Genomic DNA, 24999 nt, shown 5'->3' on the forward strand with positions numbered 1-24999 from the left:
AAAATCCCCATGAAGACGAATTGTTGCTCAAAACAGAAAAAAGGCCGTCAGAGACGGCCTTTTCCTGAAAATCAGATCACGCCGACTTGGCGATCCGGTCGAACTCCAGCAGCTTTTCCAGAAGGCGCGGCATCTGGTCGAGCGGCACCATGTTCGGACCGTCCGATGGCGCATTGTCCGGGTCCTGGTGCGTTTCGATGAACACACCGGCCACGCCAACGGCAACTGCGGCCCGCGCCAGTGTCTCGACAAATTCGCGCTGCCCGCCGGTGGAGCCACCCTGCCCGCCCGGCTGCTGCACGGAATGGGTTGCATCGAAAATGACCGGCGCGCCGAAACCCGCCATGATTGGCAGCGAACGCATGTCCGATACCAGCGTGTTGTAGCCGAAGGATGCGCCGCGCTCGGTCACCATCACATTCGGGTTGCCGCTTTCCGTGACCTTGGCGATGACATTTTTCATATCCCAGGGTGCAAGGAACTGCCCCTTCTTGATGTTGACCACCTTGCCGGTCTTGGCAGCGGCGATCAACAGATCGGTCTGGCGGCAGAGAAACGCCGGGATCTGCAGCACATCGACGACTTCGCCCAGAACCGCGCACTGCTCTTCCGTGTGAACGTCGGTCAGCGTCGGCAGTCCGAACTCCTTGCGGATATCCGCGAAAACCGGCAGCGAATTTTCAAGGCCGAAGCCGCGCTTGCCGGTCAGCGACGTCCGGTTGGCCTTGTCGAAGCTCGACTTGTAGACCAGTCCGATGCCGAGCTTGCCCGTCAGCTCCTTCAGCGCGCCCGCCATGTCGAAGGCATGCTGGCGGCTTTCCATCTGGCAGGGTCCGGCAATCAGCGAAAACTGCGCGGTATTGGAAAAGGCAACCGGGCCGGCGGAGACAGTGGAATTCAGGGACATCAGGCAGCCTCAAATACAATGGCAGCGCCCTGTCCCGGTGCCCTATGCACAATCAGGCGGGAGCCGCGCTTTTCGGTGGAGATATTGTTGTTGGCGAGCAGCGTTTCAACCGCAGCCAGATCGCGAACACCGACAACAAAGGCCTGCAAGCGCAAACCCCGCTCGTTTTCCGGCGCATCCAGACCGAGAAAGGATCGAAGACCGGCAGGCGTCAGCACGGTGATATTGGCATTGGCAGCACGGATATCCATGCCGAAGGAATGGGCGTTGACGTCGCGCTGGTTGACCAGTTCCTGCAAGGGATACTGGAAATCCGTCGGATTGACTTCCGACAGCACGATCTCACGCAAGCCGAGCGCGCCATTCCTGTGAGTCTGCAGGGCCGTGCGGTCCACTTTCGGCGGATTGACACGCTGGCAGGTAAAGAAGAAGGCATCGGGAGCCCGCAGGTCCGCGGCAAAGGCAAGACGGAAACCCGCCACGCCTTCCGCACCGTCCGGTGTTTTGAAGCCGCGCGAAAATTCCAGCATCCGGCCGGCCGATATACCGGATTTTACAAAAGCATCATGATCGGCGGCGGCATCCTGCGTTCCCATGACCAGGGCGGAAAAACCTTCCTGGCCCTGGCGGAAACGGTAGGCCTGATCGCGGGCGACGAAGACATTGCCGTTGCGCGCCTCGGTTTCACAGGTCTCGCGCTGGGCGATGGCCAATGGTTCCAGAAACGTGTCGTCGCTGAAGAAGATGCAGGCGTTCTCGGTACCGAACGGATGGATACCGGCGGGCGCAACAGTAAAGCCGAGTGCTTCCAGACGCTGGCGCGCCGTATCGAGATCCACCGTCGGCAGAACCAGATGATCAACAGGTCGGGGCGTGCGCGGCGTTGCTATGGTCATGGGAAAAGGGTGTGCCTCAATGCGGACTGCAATTCAAGCCACACCCCATATTGTTTCAAACGAGCCGGCTCTGGTCCATGGCCGCCTGAATGAACGAGGCGAACAGCGGATGCGGTTCGAATGGCCGCGACTTCAGTTCCGGATGGTACTGGACGCCGATGAACCATGGATGATCGGCATATTCGATGGTCTCAGGCAGAACACCATCCGGCGACATGCCCGAAAACACCAGACCGCAATCTTCCAGACGGTCCTTGTAATCGATGTTCACCTCGTAACGGTGGCGATGCCGCTCGAATATATCGGTCGAGCCATAGATGTCGGCAATCCGCGTGCCGGATTTCAGCATGGCTTCGTAGGCGCCCAGACGCATGGTGCCGCCGAGATCGCCAGCCTGTGTGCGCTTCTCCAGCATGTTGCCCTTGAGCCACTCGGTCATGAGACCGACAACCGGTTCATTCGTCGGGCCAAACTCGCTGGACGATGCCTTCTCGACGCCTGCCAGCGAACGAGCGGCCTCGATGACAGCCATCTGCATGCCGAAGCAGATACCGAAATACGGGACCTTCTTCTCGCGGGCGAATTTTGCCGCCAGAATCTTGCCTTCCGAGCCGCGCTCGCCGAAGCCGCCCGGCACCAGAATGCCGTGTACCTTCTGCAGATAGGGCGTCGGGTCTTCCTGTTCGAAGATTTCCGATTCGATCCAGTCGAGATTGACCTTCACCTTGTTGGCCATACCGCCATGGTGCAGGGCTTCGATCAGCGATTTGTAGGCATCCTTGAGGCCGGTGTACTTGCCGACAACGGCAATCGTGACCTCGCCTTCCGGATTGTGGATACGCTTGCTGACCTCGTCCCAACGCTCCATGCGGGGCTTTGGTGCAGGATCGATCCCGAATGCCGCCAGAACTTCCGAATCGAGGCCTTCCCTGTGATACGCCATCGGAACGTCATAGATCGTATCGACGTCGAGCGCCTGAATGACCGCAGACGAGCGGACATTGCAGAACAGCGACAGCTTGCGGCGTTCCGATTCCGGAATCTCGCGATCCGCACGAATCAGCAGAATATCCGGGGCGATACCGATCGAGCGCAGTTCCTTGACGGAGTGCTGGGTCGGCTTGGTCTTCAGTTCGCCCGCTGCGGGGATATAAGGCATCAGTGTCAGGTGGATATAGACAGCGCTGCCGCGCGGCAGGTCGTTGCCGAGCTGGCGGATCGCCTCGAGGAACGGCATCGCTTCGATATCGCCGACCGTACCGCCGATTTCGCACAGCACGAAATCGTAGTCCTCATTGCCGTCGACGATGAAATTCTTGATCTCATCGGTAACGTGCGGAATCACCTGAACGGTCGCGCCGAGGTAGTCGCCCCTGCGTTCCTTCTCGATGATGTTGCGGTAGATGCGTCCGGTGGTGATATTGTCCTGCTTGTTGGCAGGACGCCCCGTAAAGCGCTCGTAATGACCAAGATCAAGGTCAGTTTCAGCGCCATCGTCGGTCACAAAGACCTCGCCGTGCTGATACGGCGACATCGTGCCGGGGTCGACGTTGAGATAAGGATCAAGCTTGCGAATCCGTACACGGTATCCACGAGCCTGAAGGAGGGCTGCCAAAGCAGCTGCGGCGATGCCTTTTCCGAGGGAAGAAACCACGCCGCCAGTGATGAAAACATATCGGGCCATGGGCTTATCTCGTTAGTCCTTTGTGAGTGATTTGGCCACAAAAAAATCGGCATGAAAGCCGTTTTTCCCGTGCCAATATCTTTTTCAAACAAGCAAAACGGCCAGACGTTAGGTCTGGCCGTTTCAATTCAGCGACGAATAGTTCTTACAGTACAACCACTTCCGTGCCAACAGTGACGCGGTTGTAAAGATCGATCACGTGGTCATTGACCATGCGGAAACAACCGTTCGAAGCGGAGCTGCCGATGGTCCAGGGCTGCACGGTACCGTGAATACGGATATAGGTATCCTTGTTGCCCTGCGAAAGGTAGAGAGCGCGCGCGCCGAGCGGATTGCCTGGGCCACCGTCCATGCCGTTCTCATACTTGGCGTAGTGATTTGGTTCGCGCTCGATCATTTCCTTGGTCGGGATCCAACGGGGCCATTCGCGCTTGGTGCGGATTTCGGCGGTACCCTTGAATTCGAGACCTTCCTTGCCGACAGCAATGCCATAGCGGCGTGCGGTCGTGGAGGACTCAACCAGATAAAGGAACTTCTGCTTCGGATCGATGACGATGGTGCCGGTCTTGTAACCGGTGAAGGAAACGTCCTGCGGCAGATATTTCGGATCGAGCGAATAGTTGCGCTTGGCCGCTGCCGCCGTTGCACGGGCGGGCTTGCGGGCCTGCGAAACCTTGGCTGGTTTTGCAGTGGAAGCGGTTGGCGTCGTGTCAACCTTTGCCGCATCGGCAGGCGTTGCGGCCGTATTGACGGTGGACTGAGCGAATGCCGATCCGGACATGGCCAGAACAGAAATTCCGATGAGCAGAGAGCGACGTGAAATCATAGTGTTAGTTCCCGGATAATATGCACGCGCCATCAGCGGCACTTGCCAGGCCCCCAAGGCCAAACCTGACTATGGCGATATCTGAAGACTGTTTTCCACTCAATGCAAATCACCGTGAAGAACAGCCCAGACTGATTCTTCACCGCCAAGGGTTGCGGAAGCGCAACACATTTGCTGCGCATCCGCAAAGAATCAGTTTCAGCGGCGGTTACTGCGAATTGGGAACGGGGTTTGCAGGCTGTGCTGGCGCGGCCGGAGCAGCGGGCGCAGGCGCTGTTGATTCGGCCGGTGCTGGAGCCGCTGGTGCTGCCGGTGCCGAAGCGTCAGACGCCGGCGGCGTTGTGGTCGCAGCACCCGGAAGCTGATTGAGAATGCCGCCGCTGCCAGCTGGCTGTCCGCCGGTTGCGGGCTGTCCGCCCGTCGTTGCCGGGATACGGTTGAGAATATCCGTCGGGCTTTCGGCGTAGCGCGACATGATGCCGAGCGCCAGGGACGTGATGAAAAAGCCCGTCGCTAGAATTGCCGTTGCCCGCGTGAGCACGTTGGCAGCGCCGCGTGCGCTCATGAAACCCGAGCCGCCACCGATCCCAAGACCGCCGCCTTCAGAGCGCTGCATGAGCACAACTCCAACGAGGGCAAGTACAATCAGAAGATGAATGACGATGACGACGGTTTGCATGGGGTATTTTCTGCTTTCTAGGTGTCGGACGCGGCTCTTTACACCGTATCTCTTAATAAACCAAGCCCGTCAGCGGACAGTTTTCTCGGCAATTCGGCGCTTTTGATGCTCGTCAGAGCGAATGGTACGCCTCACAGATGGCCAGGAAGTCCACCGCTTTCAAGCTCGCGCCGCCAACAAGTGCGCCATCCACGTTCGCGATGCCGAGAAGCTCGACCGCATTGGAGGGCTTTACCGATCCACCATAGAGAATGCGCTGCTGCGCGCCTTCCGCACCAAAACGCGCGGTCAGCGCCGCACGGATCGACGCGTGAACCTCACGGACATCCCCTGCGGTCGGCGTCAAACCGGTCCCGATCGCCCATACGGGCTCGTAGGCGATAACCGTATTGGCAGCGGTGGCCCCATCGGGGATGGAACCGGCGAGCTGCGTTGCAATGATATCGAGCGTCGCTCCGGCCTTGCGCTGTGCTTCGGTCTCGCCGATGCAGATGATCGCGACCAGTCCGGCATCCCATGCGGCCACGGCCTTGGCATTGACAATCGCGTCGGTCTCGCCGTGATCCGTGCGCCGCTCGGAATGTCCGACAATGACATGCGATGCGCCGGCATCCTTCAACATGTCCGCGGAGATATCGCCCGTATGCGCGCCGGACTTTTTCGCATGGCAATCCTCGCCGCCAATGGCAAGCGCCTCGCCTTCGACGGACTGGGCTGCCCGGAAAACCAGCGTGGCCGGCACACAGATCAATGCGTCAATCTTCTCGCCGATGGCCGAATTCGGCCGGTTGACGATAATGCGCAGTTCATCCAGAGACTCTCCCGTCCCGTTCATTTTCCAGTTACCAGCGACGAGTGGACGGACATCAGGGGTCATTCGGCGTTCCTCAAGACGATAGATTTGATGATTTCTCGGTCATTTGATTGTCTGACTAGCAAATTCACTTGATAAAGCAATCGACACAAGCCCTTCATGACGCTATTCCCCTAAGCAATTCAATTTGAGCCTCATACTGTTACGGTGACTTTCTATGCTCGATTCCTTGCGCGACGTGGCCCAGACCTGGGTAGCCAAGCTGCTTCTTGCTCTTCTTGGCGTCAGTTTTGTTGGCTGGGGCGTTTCCAATACCATTCTCAGCGCCGTCGGCAATGGTTCGGCGATCAGCGCCGGAAGCTCGAAAGTCTCACCGGTCGAATATCGTCTGGCCTATGACCGCCAGCTTGCCGCCCTGCAGCAGCGTTTTGGCCAGCGTTTCACCCGAGAACAGGCCGATGCCATTGGCGTCAGCAATCAGGTGCAGGCGCAGCTTGTCGCCGGTGTCGTGCTCGACGAGGAAGCGCGGAAGATGTCGCTTGGCCTGTCCAAGGATCGCCTGGCACAGCTGGCCGCCGAAGATCCGGCGTTTCAGGGACCTGACGGCCGTTTCAATCCCGGCCAGTTTGATCTGGTGCTGCGCAATGCCGGCATGACCCCGCAGGGCTATCTCGACAGCCGCAGCAAGATCGCCCGCCGCCAGCAGATCGTCGAAGCCGTCGCCGACGGCATCACGGTGCCCGATACGCTGCTGAAGGCGGTCGCGACCTACAAAGGCGAATCCCGCACCATCGACTACGTCTCGATGCCGAAATCCTTCATCACCGACATCCCTAACCCCAGCGATGCGGACCTGAAGACCTATTTCGACGCGAACAAGGAAGCCTACGCCGCGCCGCAGTACCGCAAGATCACCTACGTCAAGCTTGAACCCAAGGACATTGCCGACCAGGCGTCGGTTTCGCCCGAGGAGATCAAGACGGAATATGACAAGAACATTGCCCGCTATACCTCGCCGGAAACCCGCACCATCGAACAGCTGACCTTTGCCAATGCCGATGCAGCCAAGGCTGCCCATGACCGTCTGGCTGCAGGCACCTCGTTCGATGATGAAGTGAAGGCCGAAGGCAAGACAATGAATGACGTGCGTCTTGGCACGTTCCAGCGCAACGCCCTGCCCGACCAGACCATTGCCGATGCGATCTTCAAGCTTCAGGCCGGAAATGTCAGCGACGTGATCACCGGCGCGTTTGGCCCGGTCATCGTGCGGGTGACTGCCGCCGCACCGCAAGTCATCAAGCCGCTTTCCGAAGTTGAGAAGGACATTCGCGAGACGATCGCGCTTTCCCTCGCCGCATCGTCTGTCATGTCCGTGCACGACGCCTATGAGAATGCCCGGGCCGACGGCGCGACGATGGCCGATGCCGCCGCCAAACAGAACCTCAAGGTGGTCACCATTGATGCCGTCGACCAGTCCGGTCGCGGACCGGACGACAAGGAGATTCCCGGTATTCCGTTCGGTGAAAATCTTCTGGCCGCCGCCTTCCTTGCCGATCAGGGTTTTGACAATGAGCCGCTCAATATCGGTCCGAACAGTTTCCTCTGGTATGATGTCACCGGCATCACACCGGCACGCGACCGCACCCTCGACGAAGTGAAGGCGCGGGTCACGGACAACTGGCGGACGGCCGAGCTTGAAAAGCGCCTCAATGAAAAGGCCGAGGAAGTGCGCAAGCGCGTTGCATCCGGCACATCGCTTGATGACATCGCGGCCGAATTCAAGTTCACCAAGGAAACCAAACGCGGCATCACGCGCCAGTCAAAGGATACCGACCTCGGTGTCGGCGGCGTTGCCTCGGTGTTCGACGGGCCCAACGGTCTGGTCGGCGTTACGGAATCGGCGGCGGACCAGTCGAAGCTGATCTTCAAGGTGACGGAATCGATCGAACCGTTGAATGTGGGACCGGACTCGCTGACCAAGGCGGAGAAAGATTCCTTCACGTCGCGCCTGTCCGACGATCTGCTCGATCAGCTGGTCATGCAGTTGCAGACCGTCTATCCCGTCACCATCAACAAGACCGTTATTAATCAGGCGCTTGCCCGCCAGTGATTGCAGTGAGACCCAGGAATGGCTGAACTGAAACGTTTCATCGGCATTGCGGCAGCGGGAAAAGCGCTTTCCCGCGAGGAAGCCGCGGAAGCCTTCGACATCATGATGTCGGGACAGGCAACCCCGGCGCAGATCGGCGCCCTGCTCATGGCCTTGCGGGTGCGCGGCGAGCAGGTTGACGAGATTGCCGGAGCGGTCTCGGCCATGCGCTCGAAAATGCTTCCCGTGAAGGCCGTGCCCGGCGCCATCGATATCGTCGGCACCGGCGGGGACCAGTCGGGTTCCTATAACGTTTCAACCTGCGCCGCCTTTGTGGCGGCCGGCGCCGGCGTGCCGGTTGCCAAGCACGGCAATCGCGCCCTCTCCTCGCGCTCCGGCGCGGCCGATACGCTGGCGGCGCTCGGCATCAACATCGAAATCGGTCCGGATCTGATTTCCACCTGCATCGAGGAGGCCGGTATCGGCTTCATGTTCGCGCCGTCGCACCATCCGGCGATGAAGCATGTTGGCCCCGCCCGGGTCGAACTTGGCACCCGCACCATCTTCAATCTGCTGGGCCCGTTGACCAATCCCGCAGGCGTTACCCGCCAGCTCGTCGGCGTCTATGCGCCCGAATGGGTTGAACCCATCGCGCAGGTATTGAAGAACCTCGGTTCGGAATCCGTATGGGTCGTGCATGGCGACGGTCTCGACGAGATCACCACGGCGGGCGTCACCAAAGTCGCTGCCCTTGAAAACGGTGTGATCCGCACCTTCGAGATCGAACCCGAAGCCTTTGGCCTGCGCCTTGTCGACCCCCAGGATCTGAAGGGCGGCACGGCGGAAGAAAACGCGGTCTCGCTGCTCTCCGTCCTTGACGGCGCGCATGGTGCCTATCGCGATATCACCCTGTTCAATGCGGGTGCCGGACTGGTTGTCGCTGGCGCCACCGGCGACCTGAAAACCGGCATCAGCATGGCGGCCCATTCCATCGACAGCGGTGCGGCGCGAAATGTGCTAAAGAAGCTGGTGCACGTATCCAACAGCAAGGCTGACTGACCATGGTTGATATTCTTCGCAAGATCGAAGCCTACAAGCGTGAAGAGATTGCTGCCGCCAAGACACGCCTGAGCGTCGATGACCTCAAGGCCCGGATCGGTGATCAGGACGCCCCACGTGGTTTTCTCAGCGCCTTGCAGCGGAAACGCGCCGCCAATACATTCGGCCTGATCGCCGAGATCAAGAAGGCGAGCCCCTCCAAAGGCCTGATTCGCCCGGATTTCGATCCGCCCGCGCTGGCGAAGGCCTATGAAGAGGGTGGCGCAGCCTGCCTTTCCGTGCTGACCGATGCACCGTCGTTTCAGGGTGCGCCGGAATTTCTGACTGCAGCCCGCGCCGCCGTCAGCCTGCCTGCCCTGCGCAAGGATTTTCTCTTCGATACCTATCAGGTCTTTGAAGCCCGCAGCTGGGGTGCCGATTGCATTCTGATCATCATGGCGAGCGTCGACGATGCGCTGGCCGCAGCGCTCGAAGAAACGGCCATGGCGCTTGATATGGATGTGCTGGTCGAAGTGCATGACGAAGCCGAGATGGACCGGGCGCTGAAGCTTACCTCGCCGCTTCTCGGCATCAACAACCGCGATCTGCGCACGTTCCATGTGGATCTCGCCGTGTCCGAACGACTGGCCAGAATGGTGCCGGCGGACAAGCTGCTCGTCAGCGAAAGCGGCGTCTTTACCCATGCGGATTGCCAGCGCCTCGCCAAATCGGGCATCGGCAGCTTCCTCGTCGGTGAAAGCCTGATGCGCCAGAGCGATGTGGCGGCAGCGACCCACGCGCTTCTGCATGGCACAGCGGACCAGCAGACAAGCGCCGCATGACAACCGCGCCGAAGCTGACCCATCTCGACAGCACCGGCGCGGCCCATATGGTCGATGTCGGTGGCAAGGCCGAGACTGAACGGGTTGCCGTGGCGGAAGGGTCCGTGCGGATGCTGGCGGAAACACTCGAGCTGATCCTTTCCGGCAATGCCAAGAAGGGCGATGTCATCGGCACGGCCCGCATCGCCGGGATCATGGCCGCCAAGAAAACCCATGACCTCATTCCGCTCTGTCATCCGCTGCTTCTAAGCAAAATCAGCGTCGATATCGACGCCGACAAGGCCCTGCCGGGTCTGCGGGTGCGTGCCACCGTCAAGCTGACGGGTAAAACCGGTGTCGAAATGGAAGCGCTCACCGCGGTTTCCATTGCATGCCTGACGATCTACGACATGGCGAAAGCCGCCGACAAGGGTATGATCATTCAGGATATTCGCCTGTTGCAGAAATCGGGCGGAAAATCCGGCGATTGGTCCGCGGAAACTTCAGACGGGAATTGAACGATGGCAGACCTCCTTCCGGTTGACGAAGCGCTGCGGCGCATCCTGGCCAATGTGGATCTGCTGGAACCGGAAACCGTAGCGCTCGGCGATGCGGGCGGACGCGTGCTCGCTGCCGACCTGCATGCCCGGCGCCAGCAACCGCCCTTTGCCGCCTCGGCGATGGACGGCTATGCCGTGCGCGCCGCCGATGTCGCCAGCGTGCCTGTCCGCCTGAAGCTGGTGGGTCAATCCGCTGCCGGACACGCCTTCCAAGGCTCGGTCGATCCGGGCGAAGCCGTACGCATCTTCACCGGCGCACCGGTGCCGGCGGGTGCCGACAGCGTGGTCATCCAGGAAAATACTTTGCCGCACGGCGACGAGGTGGAGATTGTCGAAACGATCGTCCTTGGCCGCAACATCCGCGCGGCCGGCCTCGATTTCAACAGCGGCGATGTCCTGCTTTCCGCCGGTCGGCAGCTTGATCCGGCGGCCCTTGCCCTCGCCGCATCCGCCGATCATCCGCATCTGTCCGTCGTGCGGCGTCCGCGCGTCGCGATACTGGCGACCGGCGATGAACTGGTCAGCCCCGGCGAAAGCTACCGGCCCGACCAGATCATTGCTTCCAACAGTTACGGTCTGGCTGAAATCGTCCGCAATGCGGGCGGCATCGCCATCGATCTGGGCATTGCCGAAGACCGGCTCGAAGCGTTGAGCGATGCGCTGGACCGCGCTGTTGCAGCGCAGGCCGATATCCTGGTGACACTGGGCGGCGCCTCGGTTGGCGACCATGATCTGGTCCAGCCTGCCCTTGCCGCGCGCGGCATGGAACTCGATTTCTGGAAAATCGCCCTGCGTCCCGGCAAGCCGCTGATGTTCGGCCATCTCCAAGGCATGCGCATTCTCGGCCTGCCCGGCAATCCCGTATCGAGCCTGATCTGTGCGCATATATTCCTGACGCCGCTTATTCGCACCTTCATGGGACTATCGCACGCGCCCGATCTGCGCGCTGCGGTTCTCGGCACTGATATGCCCACCAATGACCAGAGACAGGATTATGTTCGGGCGCGCATCTTCACCGGACCGGATGGCACGCTGACCGCGACGCCGTTTCCGCTGCAGGATTCATCCATGCTGAAATTCCTCGCCGACGCCAATGGCCTGATCATCCGCGAACCGCATGCGCCAGCCCTTGCCGCCGGTTCGCCCTGTACAATCCTGATGTTACGCTGATTTAAAAACCGGGCCTCTGGAGTCATGGGTCAGTCCACAACTCCAGAGCGGTATCGCCTGAGAGCAACCCAAGGCAATTCTTATACTCAAATCAGGCAGTTAACCGGTGCTCTCTACGGTCACTTTCCGTTATATTGGCAAGGTCTATTGCTTTTTGCAACCTAGACGCGTGCCGGAAAGATGGTTCGAGTGTTTTGCCCTGTTTGACCGCCTCGACAAACCGCTGATAGTTCGTCGCAACAGGCTCGACCTCGACGTCTTTCCACGCCGCCGTTTCCACGTCATCGCCGAGGCAGACCAGCAGCTTGGAGCCGTCATGACGGTGCACGACTTCGAATGCACCCTTGTCGCCGTAGACGCGCAGGCGCAGTTCATTGACGTGGCCTGTGGCCCAGCGGCTTGAATGGACGACACCCAGCGCGCCATTGGTGAAGCTCACCGTCATGGTGAAACTGTCATTGGCGTCGAGTTCATATTCGCCGATGCGATTGCCTTCCGCCTTGTCGAATGCCTTGAGGCGGCAGAACACCTCGTCGATTTGCGTATCGGTGCCATAGACGACGAAATCGAGAATATGCACGCCGACATCACCAAGCGTGCCGTTGGAGCCGTGCTTCTTTGACAGACGCCAGAGCCAGCGGCTTTCCGTCTGCCAGTCGCCCCACATTTTCGAGACAAGCCAGCTTTGCAGGTACGATGCTTCCACGTGCCTGACCTTGCCGATCTGGCCGCTGGTGACCAGCTTGCGGGCCGCCTGCAACTGCGCGACATTGCGATAGGTCAGGTTCACCATGCCGACGAGACCCGCCGCCTCGATCTTGTCGGCCATTTCGGCGGCATCTTCATAATTGGCCGCAAGCGGCTTTTCGCAGAACACGTGCTTGCCCGCCGCGATGCACTGCAGGGTCGTGGCGTGGTGGATGCTGTCGGGCGTGACATTGGCCACCGCATCGAAATCGCCCCAGGCCAGTGCCTCCTCCAGCGAGGTGAATGCCCGCTCGATGCCATATTCCGCGCGGAATGCTTCCGCCCGGCCCGGATCGACATCCACCGCGCCCGCCAGTGTTACCCCTTCGATTTCAGCGAAATTCTTGGCATGGGAATTGGCCATACTGCCGGTACCCAAGATCAAAAGACGCATTGGTCCAGTCCTTCACATGAATGTGCCGCACGCTGCAACGCGGTGCCGGCATTGATACTGCGGATATTGGAAACGGCCGCGCGGGCCGTCCCTGATCGGATCGGCGCTTAGCGGAAACCTTCCTCGCCGGCTTCGTGCAGGCTGCCGCCGCGGGCGGTGATAGGCTCGATGGCCTGTTCGACCGGCGTGTTCGGCGCCGTATTGAGTTCCGGATAGCGGTTGGGGTTATAAGCCCAGTTCACCGCATTGCGCAGCACCAGCCCGACCGTCTCATCGTGATAGGTTGGATAGGTTTCGTGGCCGGGACGGAAATAGAACACGTTGCCCGCGCCCTTGCGGTAGGTCAGGCCGGAACGGAACACCTCGCCGCCCTGGAACCACGAGACGAAGATGGTCTCGAGCGGTTCCGGCACGGAGAACGGCTCGCCATACATCTCTTCGTTTTCCAGCTCGAAATAGCGTGGCAGGCCTTTTGCAATGGGATGGCCGGGATTGACCACCCAGAGCCGCTCCCGCTCACCTGCTTCCCGCCAGTGCAGCGCACAGGGCGAGCCCATCAGGCGCTTGAAAATCTTGGAGAAATGCCCGGAGTGCAGGACGATGATGCCCATGCCCTCCCAGACGCGTTTGGCAACGCGCTCGACCACGTCGTCGGCAACATCGCCATGGGCGCGGTGACCCCACCAGATCAGCACATCGGTTTCGTCGAGCACCTTGTCGGTCAGGCCGTGTTCAGGTTCCTGCAGGGTGGCGGTCTTGACCGAGATATTGCCGTCGGATTTCAGAAGCTTGGCAATCTGGTTGTGCATGCCTTCGGGGTAGATTTCGGCGACGGTCTTGTTCACCTGTTCATGAACATTTTCGCCCCAGACGAGCGTGCGGATGGTCATCTTTGTCTTCCTATTCATTGCATATGCGGTTGGGAGGATGCTGAGTTCAGTTTGACGCTGCCGGCCTGCCCGATTGATCGAAGCGGTGGACATTGTCGTTGATCGGCGAAATGTGGAGCAGTTCGCCGGGCTGCTGGCTTGCAGTCCCGTCCTGTCTGACGACAAGCGGGTCCTTCGCGCCAATATCGATGTAGAGATAGGTCTCGGAACCGAGGTTTTCGGACAGGATCAGCTTGCCGTTCCATGTGCCGCCCCTGTCCTTGATTTCGAGATGCTCCGGCCGCACGCCGAGCGTGTGGGCGCGGTAGGTATCCGCATGTTTCTCGGTGAGGAAATTCATCTTCGGCGATCCGATGAAACCGGCGACAAAGACCGATTGCGGCTTCTCATAAAGCTCCAGCGGCGTGCCGACCTGCTCAACGATGCCGTCGCGCAGCACACAGATGCGATCCGCAAGCGTCATCGCCTCCACCTGATCGTGGGTGACGTAGATCATCGTGGTCTCGTGCATTTTTGCATGCAGCTTGGCGATCTCGAGCCGTGTCTGCACGCGCAGGGCCGCATCGAGATTGGACAGCGGTTCATCGAACAGGAAGACCTTTGGATCGCGCACGATGGCCCGGCCGATGGCCACGCGCTGGCGCTGGCCGCCGGAAAGCTGTTTCGGCAGGCGGTCGAGATAGGCGGTGATCTGCAGCATGTCCGCCGCCTCGTTCACCCGCCGCTTGATTTCGTCTGTGCCGCCCTTGGCGAGTTTCAGGCCGAACGCCATGTTGTCGAACACCGTCATGTGCGGATAAAGCGCATAGGACTGGAACACCATGGCAATGCCGCGCTGCGACGGCGTCAGGCTGTTGACCACCTTGTCGTCGAAGGCGAGCGTTCCGGCGGTGATGTCCTCAAGCCCGGCGATCAACCGCAGCAACGTGGACTTGCCGCATCCGGAAGGGCCGACGAACACCATGAATTCGCTCGGGCTGATTTCCAGATCGACCCCCTTGATGACGTCGAACGTACCGAAGGACTTGCGGACATTGTTGAGATGAATAGCTGTCATTTGAGTTACCCCTTGACGCCGCCGGCGGTGAGGCCGGAAATGATCTTGCGTTGGAAAATCAGGACGAGAACAACGAGCGGCACCGTCACGATGACGGATGCGGCCATGATCGTGCCCCATGGGATTTCATGCGCACTGGCTCCGGACAAAAGCGCGATGGTGACCGGCACCGTACGCACCTCGGTCGAAGACGTGAATGTGAGGGCAAACAGGAACTCGTTCCATGCGGCGATGAAGGCGAGCAGTCCGGTCGTTACCATCGCCGGCCACATCAGCGGCAGGAACACCTTGGTGATGATGACCCAAGGCGTTGCGCCATCGACAATGGCCGCCTCCTCGATTTCCACAGGCAGATCGCGCATGAAGGTGGTCAGCACCCACACGGTGAACGGCAATGTGAAGATCGTGTAGGAAAAGACGAGGCTCCACAGCGTGTTGTAGAGGCCGAGAAAGCGCACGACCTCGAACAGGCCTGCCAGCACCGCGATCTGCGGGAACATCGAGACGGACAGGATGGTCAGCAGCAGCAGCGAGCGGCCGCGAAACCGCACACGGGCTAGCGCAAAGGATGCGGTGACGGCGATCAGCAGGGCCAGCAGCACCACCAGTGTCGACACGACAAGCGAATTCAGCAGATTGCGGGTGAAACTGCCGGCATTGATGACCGATACGTAATTTTCCAGCGAGAACGACGACGGGAAATACTCGACGGTGAACAGGTTGCTGCCGGTTTTGAAGCTGGTGATGATGGCGTAGTAGAACGGAAAGACCGCCAGCACGACAATCAGGGTGACGAGCGCATAAAACGCCGTGTTCTTGGTGAGATTCCAGATCATCAGCGGTCTCCTCCGTCGAGGCGCACGCGGCCAAGCCAGATCGCCAGTACGGTCATCAGCGCGATCACCAGAAACAACAGCGTCGACTGTGCCGAGCCATAGGCGAATTTGTCGAACTCGATGAGATTTTCCCGCGCCAGCACCGACATGGTCTTGGTCTGCGAGCTGTTGGGCGTCAGAACATAGATCAGGTCGAAAATGCGCATGGCATCGAGCAGGCGGAAAATGATGGCGACCATCAGTGCCGGCTTGATCAGCGGCAGGGTGATGCGGAAGAACTGGCGGATCGGATGCACGCCGTCGATATGCGCGGCTTCATAGATGTCCTTCGGCACCATCTGCAGGCCTGCCAGAATGAGCAGCGCCATGAAGGGCGTGGTCTTCCAGACATCGACGATCAGCACCGCCGTCATGGCCGTATCGGCACTCGCCGTCCAGGCAATGGGATGGCTGATGAAACCAAGGCGCATGAACAGATCGTTGAGAATGCCGAACTGGTCGTTCAGCATCCAGCCCCACAGGCGGGCCGACACGATGGTCGGGATCGCCCAGGGAATGAGGATGGCAGCGCGGACAATGCCCCTGCCCTTGAACTCGGCATTCAGAACAAGCGCGACGATCATGCCGAAAAAGGCTTCCAGCGCCACGGAGATGATGCTGAAGCGCACCGTGTTCCACACGGCGTTCCACCAGGTCGGATCGACCAGAAGTCCTGAGAAGATCGTGCGGCCGCTTTTCAGCTGGATCCACGACAGATAGTTCTTGAATCCCACCCATTTGGCCGCGCTCATATTGGTCAGCGAGGCATCGGTGAACGAGAAATAGATTGTCCGAAGCAAGGGCCAGCCGGCAACGATGGCCAGCGCGATGATCATCGGAATGAGAAACAGCTGCGCCGAGCGGGCGCGCTGCCGCAAAAGCTCTGAACGTGCGGTGGAAGGCGTCATGCTCGTATTCCTGCCCGTGTGGTTCCGGATGAAGCGAAAGCGTCAGGCAAACGGTGCGAACGGGGTTCGGGAGGTTGTGAACGCCATCCGCACCGTGCCCTTTTGCTGGCAGGGGTCTACCAGCTGTTTCCCTTGAGTTCGGTCAGCTTTGCTTCCAGAAGCTCAAGGTTTTCGGCAGCGGTGCCATTGCCCGATAATGTATCGTGGACCGCGCTCCAGAACATGTTGGACACTTCATTGTATTTCACCTTCGTCGGCGCCGAGGGGCGCGGAACGGAATTTTCAAACACCGGCTTCCAGTTTGGAATGAGCGGCTGCGCGGCGGCGATATCCTTGTCGTCATAAAGCGCCTTGATGGTCGGCATGCTGGCCTGGGAAATCGCCCGCGCCTTCTGCTGTGCGGGAGAGCCGAGGAACAGCGCCAGCTTGATCGCCTCTTCGGGCGCCTTCGAATATTTTGAAACCGCCAGGTTCCAGCCGCCAAGCGTTGCAGCCGAGTTTTGGCCATCCTTGCCGCTCGGCAGGGGCGCCACGTCGAACTTGCCCTTGATGGCGCTGCCATCGGCCCCGGCCAGCGCGTAGGCATAGGGCCAGTTGCGCATGAAAACGGAATTGCCGGTCTGCCAGACACCGCGTGCTTCTTCTTCCGTGTAGGCAAGCACGCCCTTGGGCGAGATGGTATCGACCCAGCCCTTGGCGCGGTCGATGGCCGCTGCCGCTTCCGGATTGTTGATCGAAATCGTGCCATCCGCCTCGACAATCTGCCCGCCGCCCGAGGACTTTACCCATTCGAGCGCGTTGCAGGTCAGGCCCTCATAGGCATTGGCCTGGAAGACAAAGCCATAAATGCTCTTGTTGCCGGCCGCCCGCTCGCCGTCCTGGATCTCCTTGGCGGTTGCCGCCATCTCGTCCCAGGTTTTCGGCACCGGCTTCTTGTACTTTTCCAGCAGGTCCTTGCGGTAGTAGAGCGCCGGGGCGTCGGTGAACATCGGCAAGGCGACCAGCTTGCCGCCGACGGTCTGGCTTTCGATGATCGACGGTATGTGCTGGTCGATAACGTCCTTTGCGGCTTCCTTCAGGTCGAGGAACTGGTCGGCCAGCTGCGGCGCCCAGATCACGTCGGTGCGGTAGACGTCGATATCGGTATTGCCGGCGGCGAGCCACAGGCGGTACTGACCGAAATTGTCGGAACTGTTGGCTGGCATGGCAACGATGGACACCTTGTTGCCGGTTTCCTTCTCGAACTGATCAAGCTGCTTGCGCAGGAACTCGCGTCCATTGCCGGTGTCGCCGGATACGATCGCCAGATTGGCGGCAAAAGCCCCCGAAGCCAGCAAGGTCGTGGTCAAAAGGGTCGCAATGAATGATTTGGCTTTCATGATTTCCTCCCAAAAATCTGACAGAATCGGCTGCCGCACATCGCAGCGATGCTTGGCCCCTCTTCAAAAACTCCTCCTGAAGCGCTTTGGAAATCATTTGAAGTATCAAAATTCAAAGCGCTTTGAATGAAAAATGACAAAGGCTCTTTCACCTGTCAAGCCGCAAATTGGCGGCACAAGCCAGACATCAAGGTCAACCGCATGGAGAAATGGATTATTATATATATGTTACAGTGCATTATACGGTATTGCTGAGAACACGAATTCCGGGCTGCCGCCCTGTTGAAACAGCACTACGCCGACCACGGATCACAATATCGCGAGCAATTTACCAAAGCGCTTTGAATTTAGCCTCTGGTTATGTTTATTATTTGGAGTCATATCTGCATTGCCTGAACAGACCGTACTGGATTGCTTGCCATGAAACTCAAGGAACTGGCTGAACAACTGGGCCTCTCGCAAACGACCGTCAGTCGCGCCCTGAACGGCTATCCTGAAGTCAACAAGGCGACGCGCGAACGCGTCAGCCAGGCAGCCCTGAAATTCGGTTACAGCGCCAATGCCAATGCCCGGCGCCTCGCCATCGGCCGCATCGGCGCCATCGGCATCCTGATGCCGCGCGACCGCAGCGAACGTTTCGGTCCGCACACCAGCGAGTTCTTCTCCGGTCTGGCCGAGCAGCTGTCGCAGCATGAAATGGACCTGCTGATGAGCCCGAGCATCAACAATGACGAGCTTGCGGCCTACCGGCGGCTGATTTCCAGCAAGCGCGTGGACGGCATCATCGTCACCGGCCCCACCCTGATGGACGAGCGGGTCGCCATGCTGACGGAAGCGAAATTTCCCTTTGTGCTGCACGGGCGAACCAATATCGCCGCCCCGCATGCCTGGCTCGATATCGACAATGCCGGCGCCTTCCGGCAGGCGGCATCGCACCTGATCGATCTCGGCCACCGGCGTATCGCGATGATTGACGGGCTGAAGGGCCACACGTTTTCCGAACACCGCGAAATGGGTTATCGCGAAGCATTGCTGGAGCGCGGCATTGCCGTTGATCCGCGCTTCATCGTGCATGAGCGTTTTTCCGATGAAACCGGTTTCCATGAGGCGCAGCGGCTCTTGTCCTATACGCCGCATCCGACCGCCATTCTTGCCGGCTCGATGATGACGGCGCTCGGCATTTTCCGCGCCATCCGTTCAAGGGGCTATGAACTCGGCAAGGAAGTTTCGGTGATCGCCCATGACGACGTGTTCCCCTATCTCAATGCCAGCAACATGGTCCCCGCCATGACCACCACCCGGTCGTCGATCCGCTCCGCCGGATCGCGTATCGCCGAACTGCTGGTGCGTGTCCTCGACGGCGAGCCGGTCGAAAACATCCATGAGATATGGCCGGTCGAACTCATCCTGCGCCAATCGAGCGGTCCGCCCGTCGCCCCGCGCCGGTGAGTGCCTAGCCCAATTCGAAGGTTGTGATGCCAAAAATCCGGTCGAGCGGTAATTCGGGCGCCGGTCCGCGATACATGCGTGCGGTTTCGAACACCGGCGCGAGACCATAGCGGTCGCAAAGGCGCCGCGCGGCCCCATTGGTCCCGGGAATATCCAGAAAGACCTGCGCATTCCCGGCTGTTGCTGCGAGCGATTGAAACAGCCGGTCGGCGATCTCTTCGGTTTCGGCAAACAAGGGACCGATTTTGTACCCCTCGCGGCATGCGCGCACGACGCCATACCCCGCGATTTTTCCGTCGGCAATGCAGGCCAGGCCGTGGCGGGAGCCGGACGGGCCAAGCCAGGCACGGATGAACGATTCCCGTGGTTCGGGATTGAATTGACGGTCATAGGCGGCGACGGCGCCAATCCATTGCGCATCGATGGCGACGATATCGCCGCTGACGGGTGCCTTGCAACCGGGTGCGCCGCCATAGCGGTAATTCGCATGGGCATAGACAAATCCCGACTTCCGATAGTTTTCCTGCTGGGCAACGACACCATCAAGGCCGACGGTCTGTCCGGCAAATCCGCTCAGCACGTCCTGCCAGAGCGACCAGCCGAAACCCAGACCGCGCGATTGCGGACGCACCATGTAGAAACCGAGAAAGCCGTAGTCTCGCGCATAGCGGACCAGCGAGACCGCTGCCGTCAGTTCACCATTCACCTCAAGCACGTGATAGCCCTTGGGGTCCGCGGCCCAGAATGCGTCCGCATCGTCCAAACCGGGGTTCCAGCCCTCAGCGGCTGCCCAGTCAATGATCGCGCCAAGGTCCCGGCGCTCGGCGATTCGGATGAAAGCTGTCATGATATTGTGATATCCAACTGGAAACCGACGGAACAGTACCCTGAACGGGCGCATTTCTGCCCGCACATGCTTCGTAACCAAGCTTCCAGCATTGCCGCAACGGAATATTAAGCACTTGTAGAACAATGCTGGAACAGATAGTGTTTGTTCTGGTTTTGTTTTTCCGATTCCCTGCTAAAGGATCGCCAATGCTCACGCGTAAACAACATGAACTTCTTCTCTTCATTCATGAGCGTCTGAAGGAGACGGGCATTCCGCCATCCTTCGACGAAATGAAGGATGCGCTGGATCTGGCCTCCAAATCCGGCATTCACCGGCTGATCACTGCGCTGGAAGAGCGCGGCTTCATTCGCCGGCTTGCGAACAGGGCACGCGCGCTGGAAGTCCTGCGCCTGCCCGACTCCATCGCACCCGGCCTCAACAGCCAGAGAAAGTTCGAGCCGAGTGTCATTGAGGGCAGTCTCGGACGCAATGTTGCGCCGCCGAAGCCGCAGCCGCGCGCCTCCAATGACATGGACATGCCTGCCAATGTCAGCATTCCGGTCATGGGCCGGATTGCCGCCGGTGTGCCGATTTCCGCGATCCAGAACCAGACCCACATGCTGAGCCTTCCGCCAGACATGATCGGCAGCGGCGAACATTATGCGCTTGAGGTCAAGGGCGACTCGATGATCGAAGCGGGCATTTTCGACGGCGATACCGTTGTCATCAAGCGTGGCGACACCGCAAGCCCCGGCGAAATCATCGTGGCACTGGTCGATGATGAAGAGGCCACCCTCAAGCGGTTTCGCCGCAAGGGTGCCTCGATTGCCCTGGAAGCCGCCAATCCCGCCTATGAAACGCGGATTTTCGGACCGGACCGCGTGCGGGTGCAGGGCAAGCTCGTCGGCCTGATCCGGCGTTATTGACCGGCCGCCGCGTCCCGTTCAGCATTGTCCGGGACGCCTTCGGTCGCGTGGGCCTTGTGTGAACGCTCCGGCCGGTTGCGCGCCGCATTGGAGTGGATGCGGTACGTGTTCCAGGGTCGGTCGGGCGGACCGATCGCCCAGGTCAGGCGGGCTGACTGCACTCTTTGCTCCAGCGCTTCTCCGGCTTTCGATGCATCCGTCACGTCACCCTGCCCTTGCCCGCCGGAACCGAACCGGATTTCCGCAGCACCGTTCAAGGCGAGATCACGGCGCGTGATCACCATCGGGCCCGGAACGGGGCAACCGGTGTCCACACCGGCAAAGCCCAGCACGACAATATTCCCCTCATTGCAGGCGGCGTTCCTTTGTGCGGGATCGTCCGTATAGGCAATGATGAGACCGCCCGGTTCGCGCGCCAGACAGAGCTTTCCGGCGCATTCGAAGACACCCTCCGCTGCCTCTTTGCCGATCCGCGCCGGTTTGACGATCTGTTCCAGCCCAAAACCCTGCCGCCAGTTGTTCAACGTGAAGGCGCCGCCCTGCGGGCGATTGATCATCAATGCCATGCCATTGCGCACACCGGCCAGCCGGCCATCCTCGGACAGGACGATATCCGGCGGCGCTGTGCGTGCCATGATCAGGATGGCCGCAGCAAACAGCGGCAGGCTGCACAGACGCAACCACGACGTCGTGAGAAGCAGGATCACAAGTGCCGCGCTCATCAGGATCAGGCTCGGCTGCGGCATCGGACCGAGATTGCCCGAGGGCGAGAGTGCGGCAACGTGATGGGCGATGAACACCACCAGCTCGATGCCGCGTTCCATGACGGCGAACGGCAGGAAATCCAGATCGAACGGCATCAGCAACAGCGCCAGTACGGCGAAGGGCATGACCAGAACCGAGACCACCGGCAAGGCAAATGCGTTGCCGATCAGCCCGAGCGGTGCCGTATTGTTGAAATGATAGGCGGCAAAGATCGCACTGGCCGAACCGGCGACCAGGGATGTCAGCGCGACGTCAACGATGTGATCGCCGATCTTGCCGGGCAGCTGCGCCAACAGATTGCTGCGGCGCGGACGCTTGCCATTCCGGCCGGCCTTGCGCGGCGACCACCAGCCGTAAAGGGCAATCAGTGCGGCAGTGGCCGAGTAAGACATCTGGAAGCTTGGCCCCATCACCTCGTGCGGCGCGATGGCAATGGTTACCAAGGCGGCCAGGGCAACATTGCGCAGCGACAGCGCCGCCCGGTCCACGGTCATGGCGACAAGCATGACTGCCAGCATGACAAAGCTGCGCTGGGCCGCCACGTCGATCCCCGAAAGCAGCAGATAGAATGCCGACGCCAGCAGCGCCGCGCATGCCGAAAATTTCTTGATGGGATAGCGCGCGGCAAAGTCCGGAAAGAAGGCCATGCATGCGCGCAGCGAGCCGATGACGATCCCGGCCACGAGCGCCATGTGCAATCCCGAAATGGAGAGGATATGCGACAGGCCGCTCAGCCGCATGGCGTTGTTGGTGGCCTCGCTGATGCCATCGCGCTGGCCGGTGATCAGCGATGCGGCGATGGCACCGGCTTCTCCCGGTATATGACCGAGGATACGATCGGTGAGCGCCTGGCGCATCGCGGCGACGGCAAACAGCGTTCTGGTTGTCAAATCAGCCGGTTCCGGCAGAGAGGCTGCTTCCGGCCTGCCAAGAAAAAAGCCGCTGCCGCCGATGCCCCTGTAATAATTGTGGAAGGCAAAGTCATAATTGCCGGATCGCACGGGACCGGATGGCGGGCGCAGATGCACCAGACCGCGCAACCCGCTGCCTATGGCAGCTTCGGGTGGCAAGGCTCTGGCCGATACAGCCAGCCTTGCCGGGGCATAGCGCAGCTGCGGGCGCTCTGTCGCCACGACATCCACCGTCACGCGCCAGCCGCCCCGGTCGGCGCGGTTGATCGCGACGATGCGGCCGGTCAACCGCGTGGTCACGGCGGAGCCAAGCATCGGTGTATCCAGCCGCAGCGTTTCCAGTTTGGCGCAGAGCATGCCCGTCACAACCAGCACGGCGGCGGAAAGGCACATCCCGGTCAGATACCGCTCGCGTGCCAGGAGTTTGAACCCGGCAAGCGCGGTCAATCCGAAAAGGATGGCGCTCAGCCGCGGTTCCACGGGCAAGCCGAAATAGACAATGGCGCCGCTGCCGGCAAAAACCGGAACGAACAGAAAAAGACTGCCGCGATCATAATCCTGCCCGCATGCCCGGGAAACGGCCGGGAGCAAATCCTGCCCCAACCCCATGCGCCGGCGCAGCGCTATGGACAGACTCACGCCTCGCCGGGTGACGGCAACATTCTGGGATATTTGGGTCGCAAGACCCGGCTCATCGTCCGCCGGACGATCAAAAAACTGCCGTTCACTCGTTTGTGTACTGGTGCCGGGCCCCTGCATTTGCCTCCAATTCTGCCAATGCCCTTGCACGACAGCGCTCCTATGCTACATCAACGCCAGATCAAATCGATTGGATGTTAGGCTAATGGCCGAGACGTCTGTTGGAGTCCTTATGTCGTCACCTGTTGTTACCCGTTTTGCACCCTCCCCGACCGGATACCTCCATATTGGCGGTGCCCGCACGGCCCTGTTCAACTGGCTTTATGCCAAGCATACGGGCGGCAAGATGCTGCTGCGCATCGAAGACACGGACCGGGAACGCTCCTCGGAAGCGGCTGTCACGGCCATTCTCGATGGCCTGAAGTGGCTGGGCCTCGATTGGGATGGCGATGCGGTGTCGCAGTACGAGCGCGCGCCCCGTCACCGGGAAGTCGCCGAAGAGCTGGTCGCCAAGGGCAAGGCCTATTACTGCTACGCCTCGCCGGCAGAGCTTGAGGAAATGCGCGAAAAAGCCCGCGCCGAGGGCCGCCCGCCGCGCTATGACGGCCGCTGGCGCGATCGCGATCCGAAGGAAGCCCCTGCAGGCGTCAAGCCGGTTATCCGCATCAAGGCGCCGCAGGACGGCGAAACCCTCGTGCGCGACCTCGTACAGGGCGATGTGCGCTTTCCCAACAAGGATCTCGATGATTTCATCATCCTGCGCTCTGATGGCAATCCGACCTACATGCACGCGGTTGTTGTCGATGACCATGACATGGGCGTCACCCACATCATCCGTGGTGACGATCACCTGACCAATGCCGCGCGCCAGGCGATCATCTATGATGCGATGGGCTGGGATATCCCGGTGATGGGTCATATTCCGCTGATCCACGGTGCGGATGGGGCCAAGCTGTCGAAGCGTCACGGTGCGCTCGGCGTCGAAGCCTATCGCGCCATGGGCTATCTGCCTGCCGCCCTGCGCAACTATCTCGTCCGCCTCGGCTGGAGCCACGGCGATGACGAGATCATGTCCGATGCGCAGATGATCGAGTGGTTCGAGATTTCCGACATCAATCGCGGCGCATCGCGTTTCGATTTCCAGAAGCTTGAAGCGATCAACGGCCACTACATGCGGTTCTCCGCCGATGCCGACCTGGTCAAGGCGATGATCGACATCCTGCCGGAGATCGAAGGCGGCGCGGACATTCTGTCGCGGCTGAACGAGCGGACCCGTCAGCAATTGCTGGCGGCAATGCCCGGCCTGAAGGAACGCGCCAAGACGCTGGTCGAACTGGCGGACAGTGCGAAATACCTGTTTGCGCAACGCCCGTTGGCATTGGATGAAAAGGCAGCCGGCCTGTTGAATGAAGAGGGCCTGGGTGTGCTTTCCGGCGTTCTTCCGGCGCTGTCGGCCGTCAATGACTGGACTGCCGAAGCATTGGATGCGGCGGTGCGGGTTCATGCGGAAAATACCGGCTTGAAGCTGGGTAAAATAGCCCAGCCCTTGCGCGCCGCGCTGACGGGAAGAGCAACATCTCCGGGGGTTTTCGACGTGCTGGCGGTGCTTGGCCGCGAGGAGTCACTGGGCCGTATCGAAGACCGGATAAAAGGTTAATCCGTAGCCTCGCCGGTGCATTTTTGCATTGCAACATTATGCCGTTCGGCTACGGTGACGTGCCTGAGAAAATCAGGATAAAGACCTTG

General features: G+C 60.2%; 22 protein-coding genes. 8 read left to right on the forward strand and 14 right to left on the reverse strand.

All coding sequences use genetic code 11. The features are described 5' to 3' along the window. Nucleotides 1-76 precede the first annotated feature (76 nt). From kdsA to tpiA, 6 genes are all read right to left on the reverse strand, one after another. Nucleotides 77-910 (reverse strand): 3-deoxy-8-phosphooctulonate synthase, encoded by an 834-nt coding sequence (kdsA, locus tag ACZ25R_RS13035; protein ID WP_463013023.1) that lies wholly within the window; start codon nt 908-910, stop codon nt 77-79. Next, nucleotides 907-1803 carry a VOC family protein gene (locus ACZ25R_RS13040; RefSeq protein ID WP_472461205.1) on the reverse strand — a complete coding sequence of 299 codons (897 nt, stop codon included), beginning with the start codon at nt 1801-1803 and terminating at the stop codon, nt 907-909. Before ACZ25R_RS13040 ends, kdsA begins: the two co-directional genes overlap by 4 nt. A 55-nt stretch (nt 1804-1858) precedes the next feature. Next, entirely contained in the window at nt 1859-3487 is a 1629-nt protein-coding gene (locus tag ACZ25R_RS13045; RefSeq protein ID WP_403173990.1) for a CTP synthase, read from the reverse strand. 145 nt (nt 3488-3632) lie between these two features. Continuing rightward, nucleotides 3633-4313, reverse strand: coding sequence for a L,D-transpeptidase (locus tag ACZ25R_RS13050; protein WP_223615007.1), 681 nt, complete (start codon nt 4311-4313; stop codon nt 3633-3635). Nucleotides 4314-4521: 208 nt separating this feature from the next. Next, the gene (gene secG, locus ACZ25R_RS13055; RefSeq protein ID WP_403173980.1) at nt 4522-4992 is read right to left on the reverse strand and encodes a preprotein translocase subunit SecG; all 471 of its coding nucleotides are present in this window, start codon (nt 4990-4992) and stop codon (nt 4522-4524) included. A gap of 112 nt (nt 4993-5104) precedes the next feature. Beyond that, nucleotides 5105-5869 (reverse strand): triose-phosphate isomerase, encoded by a 765-nt coding sequence (tpiA, locus tag ACZ25R_RS13060; RefSeq protein WP_472461206.1) that lies wholly within the window; start codon nt 5867-5869, stop codon nt 5105-5107. A 154-nt stretch (nt 5870-6023) separates the two neighbouring features. Between tpiA and ACZ25R_RS13065 the strand changes: the two genes are divergently transcribed. Genes ACZ25R_RS13065 through ACZ25R_RS13085 form a run of 5 tightly spaced genes read left to right on the forward strand, consistent with a single transcriptional unit; the run spans nt 6024 to nt 11484 of the window. After that, the gene (locus tag ACZ25R_RS13065; protein ID WP_472461207.1) at nt 6024-7916 is read left to right on the forward strand and encodes a SurA N-terminal domain-containing protein; all 1893 of its coding nucleotides are present in this window, start codon (nt 6024-6026) and stop codon (nt 7914-7916) included. A gap of 18 nt (nt 7917-7934) precedes the next feature. Beyond that, entirely contained in the window at nt 7935-8954 is a 1020-nt protein-coding gene (gene trpD, locus ACZ25R_RS13070; RefSeq protein WP_472461208.1) for an anthranilate phosphoribosyltransferase, read from the forward strand. Between the two features lie 2 nt (nt 8955-8956). Beyond that, the gene (gene trpC, locus ACZ25R_RS13075; protein ID WP_472461209.1) at nt 8957-9775 is read left to right on the forward strand and encodes an indole-3-glycerol phosphate synthase TrpC; all 819 of its coding nucleotides are present in this window, start codon (nt 8957-8959) and stop codon (nt 9773-9775) included. Then, a complete protein-coding gene (gene moaC, locus ACZ25R_RS13080) occupies nt 9772-10272 on the forward strand; it encodes a cyclic pyranopterin monophosphate synthase MoaC (protein ID WP_464660246.1) in 501 nt (166 codons plus the stop codon). Before trpC ends, moaC begins: the two co-directional genes overlap by 4 nt. A gap of 3 nt (nt 10273-10275) precedes the next feature. Beyond that, complete coding sequence (locus ACZ25R_RS13085; protein ID WP_472461210.1) at nt 10276-11484, forward strand: molybdopterin molybdotransferase MoeA; 1209 nt, start codon at nt 10276-10278, stop codon at nt 11482-11484. 91 nt (nt 11485-11575) lie between these two features. Here ACZ25R_RS13085 and ACZ25R_RS13090 read toward each other — a convergent pair whose 3' ends face one another. The 6 genes from ACZ25R_RS13090 to ACZ25R_RS13115 all read right to left on the reverse strand — a co-directional run bounded on the left by ACZ25R_RS13090 (nt 11576) and on the right by ACZ25R_RS13115 (nt 17734). After that, nucleotides 11576-12625 carry a Gfo/Idh/MocA family protein gene (locus tag ACZ25R_RS13090; protein ID WP_472461211.1) on the reverse strand — a complete coding sequence of 350 codons (1050 nt, stop codon included), beginning with the start codon at nt 12623-12625 and terminating at the stop codon, nt 11576-11578. A 107-nt stretch (nt 12626-12732) separates the two neighbouring features. Further along, complete coding sequence (locus ACZ25R_RS13095) at nt 12733-13515, reverse strand: ThuA domain-containing protein (protein WP_472461212.1); 783 nt, start codon at nt 13513-13515, stop codon at nt 12733-12735. 46 nt (nt 13516-13561) lie between these two features. Beyond that, entirely contained in the window at nt 13562-14572 is a 1011-nt protein-coding gene (locus ACZ25R_RS13100; protein WP_472461213.1) for an ABC transporter ATP-binding protein, read from the reverse strand. Nucleotides 14573-14577: 5 nt separating this feature from the next. Further along, the gene (locus tag ACZ25R_RS13105; RefSeq protein ID WP_223615017.1) at nt 14578-15408 is read right to left on the reverse strand and encodes a carbohydrate ABC transporter permease; all 831 of its coding nucleotides are present in this window, start codon (nt 15406-15408) and stop codon (nt 14578-14580) included. Further along, entirely contained in the window at nt 15408-16355 is a 948-nt protein-coding gene (locus ACZ25R_RS13110) for a carbohydrate ABC transporter permease (protein ID WP_346306815.1), read from the reverse strand. The genes ACZ25R_RS13105 and ACZ25R_RS13110 overlap by 1 nt, the downstream gene beginning before the upstream one ends. A 116-nt stretch (nt 16356-16471) precedes the next feature. Beyond that, the gene (locus ACZ25R_RS13115) at nt 16472-17734 is read right to left on the reverse strand and encodes an ABC transporter substrate-binding protein (protein WP_223615019.1); all 1263 of its coding nucleotides are present in this window, start codon (nt 17732-17734) and stop codon (nt 16472-16474) included. Between the two features lie 420 nt (nt 17735-18154). Between ACZ25R_RS13115 and ACZ25R_RS13120 the strand changes: the two genes are divergently transcribed. Further along, nucleotides 18155-19183: a substrate-binding domain-containing protein gene (locus ACZ25R_RS13120; RefSeq protein ID WP_472461214.1), complete on the forward strand. Its 1029-nt coding sequence runs from the start codon at nt 18155-18157 to the stop codon at nt 19181-19183. 4 nt (nt 19184-19187) lie between these two features. Here ACZ25R_RS13120 and ACZ25R_RS13125 read toward each other — a convergent pair whose 3' ends face one another. Continuing rightward, complete coding sequence (locus ACZ25R_RS13125; RefSeq protein WP_472461215.1) at nt 19188-20030, reverse strand: GNAT family N-acetyltransferase; 843 nt, start codon at nt 20028-20030, stop codon at nt 19188-19190. A 188-nt stretch (nt 20031-20218) separates the two neighbouring features. On the opposite strand from ACZ25R_RS13125, the gene lexA reads away from it, so the two are divergent. Continuing rightward, nucleotides 20219-20938 carry a transcriptional repressor LexA gene (gene lexA, locus ACZ25R_RS13130; RefSeq protein WP_105733144.1) on the forward strand — a complete coding sequence of 240 codons (720 nt, stop codon included), beginning with the start codon at nt 20219-20221 and terminating at the stop codon, nt 20936-20938. On the opposite strand, the gene ACZ25R_RS13135 is transcribed toward lexA, so the two are convergent. After that, entirely contained in the window at nt 20932-23253 is a 2322-nt protein-coding gene (locus tag ACZ25R_RS13135) for a ComEC/Rec2 family competence protein (protein WP_472461216.1), read from the reverse strand. The two genes, lexA and ACZ25R_RS13135, sit on opposite strands and share 7 nt — an antisense overlap. A 232-nt stretch (nt 23254-23485) precedes the next feature. On the opposite strand from ACZ25R_RS13135, the gene gltX reads away from it, so the two are divergent. Further along, on the forward strand, nt 23486-24910 hold the full coding sequence (gltX, locus tag ACZ25R_RS13140) for a glutamate--tRNA ligase (protein WP_472461217.1): 1425 nt from the start codon (nt 23486-23488) through the stop codon (nt 24908-24910). Nucleotides 24911-24999 lie beyond the last annotated feature (89 nt).

The sequence above is a fragment of the Phyllobacterium sp. RCAM01083 genome (genome assembly GCF_055685835.1).